This window comes from Mesorhizobium sp. M0983 (assembly GCF_040318975.1).
GTDB lineage: Bacteria > Pseudomonadota > Alphaproteobacteria > Rhizobiales > Rhizobiaceae > Mesorhizobium.
The window spans coordinates 574,916-582,810 of sequence record NZ_JAMYNH010000002.1; the positions used below are offsets into that span (position 1 = coordinate 574,916).

A 7,895-nucleotide genomic window follows, 5' to 3' on the forward strand; every position below is an offset into this window, starting at 1 on the left:
ATCAGCGCGGCAGGATCCGCCGGATGACGGTTTTCTCCGCGGCCGGTTTGGAAGTCCCGATCGTATAGGCCGAAAGCACGGCGGCCGCGGCCGCCTCGGCATCCCCGGCATTGCGGGCATGGACCAGCGCCAGCGCCTCGCCGGTCCGCACTTCAGCGCCGACCGGCAGCAGCCTGGTGACGCCGACGGCGTGATCGATCCTGTCGTCCGGCCGCGTCCGCCCGCCGCCAAGCCCGACCACGGCAAGCCCGATCTCGCGGGTTGCTATGCCGGTGACAAAGCCGTTCGCGCTCGCCTTGACGGCGAATTCCGTTGCCGCTTTCGGCAGATATTTTTCCGGATTCTCGATGAAATCGGCGGGACCGCCAAGTGCCGCCACCATGCGCGCGAAGATGGCAGCGGCGCGACCGCCGGCCAGCGTCTCGGCGGCGCGACGCAGGCCGTCCTGGTTGGACGGCACCAGGCCTGCCGATTGCAGCATCTCGGCGGCCAGCGCCAGCGTCACTTCCTCCAGCCGCCGGTCGCGGAAGCGGCCGGTGAGGAAGTCGACGGCGTTGCGCACCTCGACCGCATTGCCGGCAGCGGACGCCAGCGGCTCGTTCATGCCGGTGACCAGCGCCGAGGCCCTAAGGCCGGCGCCATTGGCGACGTCGACCAGGCTGTTGGCCAGCACCGTTGCATCGCGCGATTTCTCCATGAAAGCGCCGTTGCCGACCTTGACGTCGAGCACCAGCGAATTGATGCCGGCCGCCAGCTTCTTCGACAGGATCGAAGCGGTGATCAGCGGCACCGATTCCACCGTTCCCGTCACATCGCGGATGGCGTAGAGCCTGGCGTCGGCGGGTGCGAGGTCGGCGGTCTGGCCGATGATGGCGCAGCCGGTTTCGAGCACGGTCTTGCGGAAGCGTGCAACATCCGGCTGGCTGATGTAGCCGGGGATGGCATCCATCTTGTCCAGCGTGCCGCCGGTATGGCCGAGGCCCCTGCCGGAAATCATCGGCACATAGGCGCCGCAGGCAGCGACGATCGGTGCCAGCATCAAGGAGACATTGTCGCCGACGCCGCCCGTCGAATGCTTGTCGGTGACCGGGCCGGGCAGATCCGACCAGTCGAGCACATCGCCGGAATCGCGCATCGCCATAGTCAGCGCCACCACCTCGTCGCGGCTCATGCCGTTGAAGAACACCGCCATGGCGAAGGCGCCGACCTGCGCGTCGGTAACGGTGCGGGCGGTCAGGCCCTCGATGAAAGCCGATATCTCCTCAGCCGAGAGTTTTTGACCGTCGCGCTTGCGGCGGATGATTTCCTGGGGAAGCATCAGGCGTCTACCCTGTGCTCCGGAAGCCCGTCCTGAAAAACACGCTGCAGAATGGTCGCCAGCCGCGCGCCGCCGACCGGCGCCATGTCCTTGGTCTCCTGGTGCGACAGCTCGGCTCCGGTCATGCCGGCGGCAAGGTTGGTGACGACCGAACAGGCTGCGACGCGCAGCCCGAGGAAGCGGGCGAGAATGACCTCCGGCACCGTCGACATGCCGACCGCGTTGGCGCCCATGATGCGAGCCATGCGGATCTCGGCCGGCGTCTCGAAGCATGGGCCGGAGAACCACATGTAGACGCCCTTGTGCAGCCTGGTACCGGTGGCCTTCGCGGCTTGCTCGATGGCGGAGCGGAGACCGGCGTCGTATGCTTCGGTCAGGCCGACGAAGCGGCGGTCGCTCGGCTCGCCGATCAGCGGGTTGGAGCCTGAGAAATTGATGTGGTCGGTGATCAGCATCACCGAGCCCGGGCCCATCCCGGGATCGACCGAACCGGCGGCGTTGGTGAGGATCAGCCTGGAGATGCCGAGGCCGGCGAGCACCTCGAGTGCAGGCCGCATCGCCGCCGCGTTGCCGTGCTCGTAATAGTGTGCGCGACCGGACAGCATCAGCACCGGCGTGCCGGCAAAGAGCCCCGCCACCACCTCGCCGGCATGGCCGCTGACGCCGCTTCTGGGGAAGCCCTGCAAGTCGGCATAGGAAATGCGCACCGCATCCTCGACCTTGTCGACAAGCCCGCCAAGCCCCGATCCCAGCACCAGCGCAGTGGTCGGCGCCAGCCCGTCCAGCCTTTCGACGAGGTGATCGAGTGCTTCCTTCATTTCAACACATCGCCCTGGAAGCCGTATGGCAGCAACTCGCCCATGGTCACGGTCTCGACCACGCCGCTATCATCGCAGAGATAGAACTTCGTTTCCGGCCGGCAGAATTCGGCCAGCCGCTGCCGGCAGCCACCGCAGGGCGAGCATTTTGCCACGCGTTCGGCGATCACGGCGATTTCCGTGATCTTGCCGCCGCCACCCATGATGTAGTGGCCGAGCGCGGTGGTTTCGGCGCACCAGCCCTCCGGATAGGACGCGATCTCGACATTGGCGCCGGTGAAGACACGGCCGTCCTCGGTGCGCAGCGCCGCGCCGACCGGAAATTTCGAATAGGGCGCATAGGCGTTGGCCATGGCGGCTTTCGCCGCTTCGAACAGATCATGAGCCATGATAGATCAGCGTTCCTTGACATAAGGCACGCCGCCGGCACGCGGCGGGATTGCCTTGCCGATGAAGCCTGCAAGCAGGATGACGGTCAGCACATAGGGCAGCGCCTGCATGAATTGCACCGGCACCTTGCCGATCAGCGGCAGCGGCGTGCCTTGCAGGCGGATCGACGCCGCGTCGAGGAAGCCGAACAGCAGGCAGGCGAACATGGCGTTGACCGGTTTCCATTTGGCGAAGATCAGCGCGGCCAGCGCGATGTAGCCCTTGCCGGCGGTCATGTCCTTCACGAAGCCGCCATTCTGCACCATCGACAGATAGGCACCTGCAATGCCGGTGAGCACGCCGGTGCAGATCAGCGCCCGATAGCGCAGCCAGGCGACCGATATGCCGGCGGTATCGACCGCGGCCGGGTTCTCGCCGACGGCGCGCAGGCGCAAGCCGAAGCGGGTGCGGAACAGCACCCACCAGGTGAACGGCACGGCCAGGAAGGCGAGATAGACCAGCACTGAGTGGCCGGAGATGAGTTCCGAATAGATCGGCCCGAGGATCGGCACGCTCCTGAGCGCATCCGCGCCCGGCCAGATGATTGTCTCGAAGCGCTCGCCGGCGGCCAGCGCCGGCGTGCGCCCGCCTTGCTGGAACCAGGCCTGGCCGAGCATGATCGTCGATCCGGCGGCGATGAAATTGATCGCGACGCCGGAAACGATCTGGTTGCCACGATGGGTGATCGAGGCAAAGCCATGGATCAGCGCGAAGGCGACCGAGATGAGTATGGCCATGCCGAGGCCGACATAAGCCGAGTGGAAGACCGAGGCGGCGGCGGCACCGGCGAAGGCGCCAACCAGCATCTTGCCTTCGAGCCCGATGTCGAAGACGCCGGCCCGCTCTGAATAGAGGCCGGCGAGGCAGGCGAGCAGCAAGGGGACCGACAGACGGATGGTCGAGTCCAGGACCTGTACGATGGCGTTGAAGAAATCCATCTCAGGCGCCCTTCCCCTTGACCGCTTCCATGCCGACCGATCTCGGGCTGAGCGAGGCGAACAGCGCCTGGACATAGGGCCGGAACATATGCTCGAGCGCGCCGGCGAACAGGATGACCAGGCCCTGGATGATGACGATCATGTCGCGGCTGATCGCCGGCATCTCGAAGGCGAGCTCGGCGCCGCCCTGGTAGAGCATGCCGAACAGGATTGCGGCAAGCACGATGCCGACCGGGTGCAGTCGCCCCATCAGCGCCACCGCGATGCCGACGAAACCGGCGCCCGAAACGAATTCGAGCGCGACATTGTGCTGGTCGCCCATCGTCGGGTTGAGCGCCATCATGCCGGCCAGCGCGCCCGAGATCATCATCGCAATGATGATGATGCGGATTTCCGAAATCCCGGCATAGCGCGCCGCTTTCGGGCTGTGGCCGTAGGTACGCATCTCGTAGCCGAGCTTGGTGCGCCAGATCAGGACCCACACCAGAAAGGCCATGGCCAGCGCCAGCAGCGAGCTGACGTTGAACGGCGCCGAACGGATTTTGGCGCCGAACAATTCGATGATCCAGTTGAGCTTCGGCAATTGTGCGCCTTCGAGGAAGGTGCGCGTCTGCGGCGCCATCGAGCCGGGCGGCTTCAGCATGCCCACCAGCGCATAGACCATGACGCTGGCGGCGATGAAATTGAACATGATGGTGGTGATGACGATGTGCGAGCCGCGCTTGGCCTGCAGATAGGCCGGGATCAGCGCCCACAGCGCGCCCATCGCCGCGGCGGCGATAATGGCGATCGGGAAGGTCAGCCACCAAGGCAGCACGCTGTCGAAGGCCAGGCAAACGATGCCGATGCCGAGACCGGCGATATAGCCTTGGCCCTCGCCACCGATGTTGAACAGGCCGCAATGCGCCGCAACCGCCACCGACAGCCCGCTGAAGATGAAGGTGGTGGCATAGAAAAGCGTGAACGCGATGCCTTGGCCGCGACCGAAGGCACCCTCGACCAGGATGACCGCAGCACGCAGCGGGTTCTCGCCGACCAATATGACGACGAAACCGGCAACGACGAAGGCGACGAACAGATTGATCAGCGGGATCAGCACATAATCGGCCCAGGCCGGCAGCTTGGCATAGGGAGTGCTCATTCCGCGGCCTCCCGGTGCTCGACGCCGGCCATCAGCAGGCCGAGTTCGCCCTCGGTCGCGTCGGGGCCGCGCTCGCCGACGATGCGGCCGGCAAACATCACCAGAATGCGGTCGGAAAGCGAGCGGATCTCGTCGAGCTCGACCGAAACCACCAGCACCGCCTTGCCCTGGTCGCGCATCGCGATTAGGCGCTTGTGGATGAATTCGATGGCGCCGACATCGACGCCGCGCGTCGGCTGGCCGACGATCAGCACGCCGGGATCCTGCTCCATTTCCCGCGCCAGCACGATCTTCTGCTGGTTGCCGCCGGAGAAATTGGCGGTCTTGAGGCGGCAGTCCGCCGGTCGGATGTCGTATTTGACGATCTTGTCCCTGGCATCGTTACGGATGGCATCGATGTCGAGAAACGGCCCCTTCAGATAGCGCTCGTCGTCCTGGTAGCCGAGAATCGAATTCTCGTTCTCCTCGAAGGCCAGCACCAGGCCGACATGATGGCGGTCCTCCGGCACATGGGCAAGGCCGCGCTCGCGCAGTTCACCGGGATCGGCGGCGCCGGTGAGGTCGATCGGCTTGCCGTCCAACGTGACCGAACCCGAAACGGCGCGCCTGATGCCGGAAATCGCCTCGAGCAGTTCGGATTGTCCGTTGCCGGCGACGCCGGCAATGCCGACGATCTCGCCGGCATGGATATCGAAGGAGACGTCGTCGACCATGGTGACGCCGCGGGAATCCTTGACCGTCAGGTTCTTGACCGCGAGCTTGACGCCGCCGGCCTTCGCCTCGCCTTTCTCGACGCGCAGCAGCACGCGCCGGCCGACCATCAGCTCGGCCAGCTCCTCGACCGTGGTCTTCCTGGTTTCGCGTGTCGCCACCATGGTGCCCTGGCGCATCACCGAGACCGTGTCGGTGATCGCCATGATCTCGCGCAGCTTGTGGGTGATCAGCACGATCGTCTTGCCCTGCTCCTTCAACTGCCTGAGGATGCGGAACAGATGGTCGGCTTCGGCCGGCGTCAGCACGCCGGTCGGCTCGTCGAGGATCAGGATCTCGGCGCCGCGATAGAGCGCCTTGAGGATTTCGACGCGCTGCTGCAGGCCGACCGGCAACTCCTCGATGATCGCGTCCGGATCGACTTCGAGCCCGTATTCGCGCTCGAGCCGCTCCAGCTCGGAACGCGCCTTGGCGATGCTTTTCTTCAGCAGCGCATCGCTTTCGGCGCCGAGAATGACATTTTCCAGCACCGAGAAATTGTCGACCAGCATGAAGTGCTGATGCACCATGCCGATGCCGAGCGCGATCGCATCGTTCGGTGTCTTGATCGATGCCGGCTGGCCGCCGACACGGATTTCGCCGCTGTCGGCCTGGTAGAAGCCGTAAAGGATCGACATCAGCGTCGACTTGCCGGCGCCGTTTTCGCCGACGATGCCATGGATGGTGCCGCGCGTAATTTCCAGATTGATGTCGCGGTTGGCGCGCACGGCGCCAAAGCTCTTGTCGATGCCGATCAGCTCGATTGCGGCTTGCGCCATGCAGCCTGTTCCCACTGTTATTTTTTTACCGCTTGGTCAAACGCCTAGCATGACGCCCAGTCTGTGCCAATTGGGTCTGTGCCAATTGGCCGGAGCACGGTTCACTCTCGACAAATCCCGTCATGCTTGTCAATTTCCAACGTGGCCGCACCCTGCACAATCGCCTGATCGAGGATTTCAAATGACCATGCCCGACGACCGGCTGACGACGCTGGAAATCCGCGCCGCCGAGCAGGAGAAGACCATCGAGGAACTGTCCGGCCAGATCGCCGAGCAGTGGAAGGTGATCGAGCGCATGCAGCGCAAGCTCGACGCGCTGGCCGAGCGCTTCCTGGCGCTGGAGGAACAGGCCGCACCCGACGTGCCGGTGACTAAGCCGCCGCACTGGTGAGCGGCCTGACAATGCAAAACCGCCGGGCTTTCACCCGGCGGCTCGTCAGCTCAGCAATGTCTGTCGATCAATACGGGCAGGCATTGTCCGACATGTAGTCGTGCACCTTGATGGTGCCGGCGATGATGTCGGCCTTGGCCTTTTCGACCGCTGCCTTCATCGCATCGTCGACAAGCGCCTTGTTGTTGTCGTCCATGGCGTAGTCGACGCCGCCTTCCTTGAGGCCGAGATCGTTGATGCCGGCCGTGAACTTGCCGTCCTTGGCATCCATGAAGGTGTTGTAGACGGCAACGTCGACACGCTTGACCATGGAGGTCAGCACCTTGCCGGGCTGCAAGCCGTTCTGGTTGGAATCGACACCGATGCCGAGCTTGCCCGCGTCGGCCGCCGCCTGCAGCACACCGACACCGGTGCCGCCAGCCGCAGCATAGATCACGTCGGCGCCCTGGTCGATCTGCGTCTTGGCGATCTCGCCGCCCTTGGCGGGATCGTTCCAGGCTGCGGGCGTATCGCCGGTCATGTTCTGGATGACGTCGGTGGCGCCGGCCGCTTTGGCGCCGCCGACAAAGCCGCAGCCGAATCTGCGGATCAGCGGAATATCCATGCCGCCGATAAAGCCGACCTTCTTCGACTTCGAAGCCATCGCCGCCATCACGCCGACGAGATAGGAGCCTTCCTGCTCTTTGTAGACGAGGGAGCGGACATTGGGCTTGTCGACGACCATGTCGATGATGGCGAATTTGGTCTCGGGGAATTCCGTGGCAATCTTGTCAAGCGCATCCGACCAGGAGAAGCCCGCCATGACGATCGGATTGCGGCCGTCCTCGGCGAAACGGCGCAGCGCCTGCTCGCGCTGGGTGGCGTTGCTGACCTCGAATTCCACATAGGGGATGCCGGTCTCGGTCTTGAACTTTTCGGCGCCGTGGAAGGACGCCTCGTTGAACGACTTGTCGAACTTGCCGCCGAGATCATAGAGAAGCGCGGGTTGAATGTCCGCGGCGAAGGCCGGAAGAACCATTGCAGCTGCGGCCATGAGGCCGAGTACGATACGTTTCATGTGATCCACACCCCTGTCGGTTATTTGTCCATTATGCACCGCATGCCGGCCCGGTTCTCCGGCAGGCATTCGGCGTCAGGCAGGAGTGTCTTCCTCCCGCTTCGGGCCAATCTGGCACGGCCCGAAACAAAATTCACGTGGAATTTTGACCCTTTGGAAAAGCGTGGCGCCCCCGAGCCGCGGCCCCGCCAATTACATTGGGGAGGGGGGCCAAAAAAGGCGGGGGCCGCGGGCGGGAATGGGCCCGCGGCGCCCGGTGCGGGGACGGCCCCAA

General features: G+C 64.6%; 8 protein-coding genes. 1 reads left to right on the forward strand and 7 read right to left on the reverse strand.

Annotated features, from left to right (window positions below):
* Position 1 precedes the first annotated feature (1 nt).
* From deoA to NKH71_RS06425, 6 genes are read right to left on the reverse strand one after another with little or no spacing between them, the layout of a single operon-like run.
* Positions 2-1,318: a thymidine phosphorylase gene (gene deoA, locus NKH71_RS06400; protein ID WP_023719010.1), complete on the reverse strand. Its 1,317-nt coding sequence runs from the start codon at positions 1,316-1,318 to the stop codon at positions 2-4.
* The gene (locus NKH71_RS06405; protein ID WP_023719009.1) at positions 1,318-2,136 is read right to left on the reverse strand and encodes a purine-nucleoside phosphorylase; all 819 of its coding nucleotides are present in this window, start codon (positions 2,134-2,136) and stop codon (positions 1,318-1,320) included. Before NKH71_RS06405 ends, deoA begins: the two co-directional genes overlap by 1 nt.
* Positions 2,133-2,525 (reverse strand): cytidine deaminase, encoded by a 393-nt coding sequence (cdd, locus tag NKH71_RS06410; RefSeq protein ID WP_352642860.1) that lies wholly within the window; start codon positions 2,523-2,525, stop codon positions 2,133-2,135. The genes NKH71_RS06405 and cdd overlap by 4 nt, the downstream gene beginning before the upstream one ends.
* Positions 2,526-2,531: 6 nt before the next feature.
* Positions 2,532-3,503, reverse strand: a complete 972-nt coding sequence (locus NKH71_RS06415) for an ABC transporter permease (RefSeq protein WP_023719007.1) — start codon at positions 3,501-3,503, stop codon at positions 2,532-2,534.
* 1 nt (position 3,504) lies between these two features.
* Entirely contained in the window at positions 3,505-4,644 is a 1,140-nt protein-coding gene (locus tag NKH71_RS06420) for an ABC transporter permease (RefSeq protein WP_352484653.1), read from the reverse strand.
* Complete coding sequence (locus NKH71_RS06425) at positions 4,641-6,173, reverse strand: ABC transporter ATP-binding protein (protein ID WP_023719006.1); 1,533 nt, start codon at positions 6,171-6,173, stop codon at positions 4,641-4,643. Before NKH71_RS06425 ends, NKH71_RS06420 begins: the two co-directional genes overlap by 4 nt.
* A gap of 181 nt (positions 6,174-6,354) precedes the next feature.
* Between NKH71_RS06425 and NKH71_RS06430 the strand changes: the two genes are divergently transcribed.
* The gene (locus tag NKH71_RS06430; protein WP_031194007.1) at positions 6,355-6,564 is read left to right on the forward strand and encodes a SlyX family protein; all 210 of its coding nucleotides are present in this window, start codon (positions 6,355-6,357) and stop codon (positions 6,562-6,564) included.
* A 67-nt stretch (positions 6,565-6,631) separates the two neighbouring features.
* Here the strand turns inward: NKH71_RS06430 and NKH71_RS06435 are convergent, their stop codons facing one another.
* Positions 6,632-7,621: a BMP family lipoprotein gene (locus NKH71_RS06435; RefSeq protein WP_023719004.1), complete on the reverse strand. Its 990-nt coding sequence runs from the start codon at positions 7,619-7,621 to the stop codon at positions 6,632-6,634.
* Positions 7,622-7,895 lie beyond the last annotated feature (274 nt).

What these genes read in the sequence shown, in the direction of transcription:
- deoA (WP_023719010.1), bottom strand. Translation starts at nt 1,318, where the DNA reads ATGCTTCCCCAGGAAATCATCCGCCGCAAGCGCGACGGTCAAAAACTC.
- NKH71_RS06405 (WP_023719009.1), bottom strand. Translation starts at nt 2,136, where the DNA reads ATGAAGGAAGCACTCGATCACCTCGTCGAAAGGCTGGACGGGCTGGCG.
- cdd (WP_352642860.1), bottom strand. Translation starts at nt 2,525, where the DNA reads ATGGCTCATGATCTGTTCGAAGCGGCGAAAGCCGCCATGGCCAACGCC.
- NKH71_RS06415 (WP_023719007.1), bottom strand. Translation starts at nt 3,503, where the DNA reads ATGGATTTCTTCAACGCCATCGTACAGGTCCTGGACTCGACCATCCGT.
- NKH71_RS06420 (WP_352484653.1), bottom strand. Translation starts at nt 4,644, where the DNA reads ATGAGCACTCCCTATGCCAAGCTGCCGGCCTGGGCCGATTATGTGCTG.
- NKH71_RS06425 (WP_023719006.1), bottom strand. Translation starts at nt 6,173, where the DNA reads ATGGCGCAAGCCGCAATCGAGCTGATCGGCATCGACAAGAGCTTTGGC.
- NKH71_RS06430 (WP_031194007.1), top strand. Translation starts at nt 6,355, where the DNA reads ATGACCATGCCCGACGACCGGCTGACGACGCTGGAAATCCGCGCCGCC.
- NKH71_RS06435 (WP_023719004.1), bottom strand. Translation starts at nt 7,621, where the DNA reads ATGAAACGTATCGTACTCGGCCTCATGGCCGCAGCTGCAATGGTTCTT.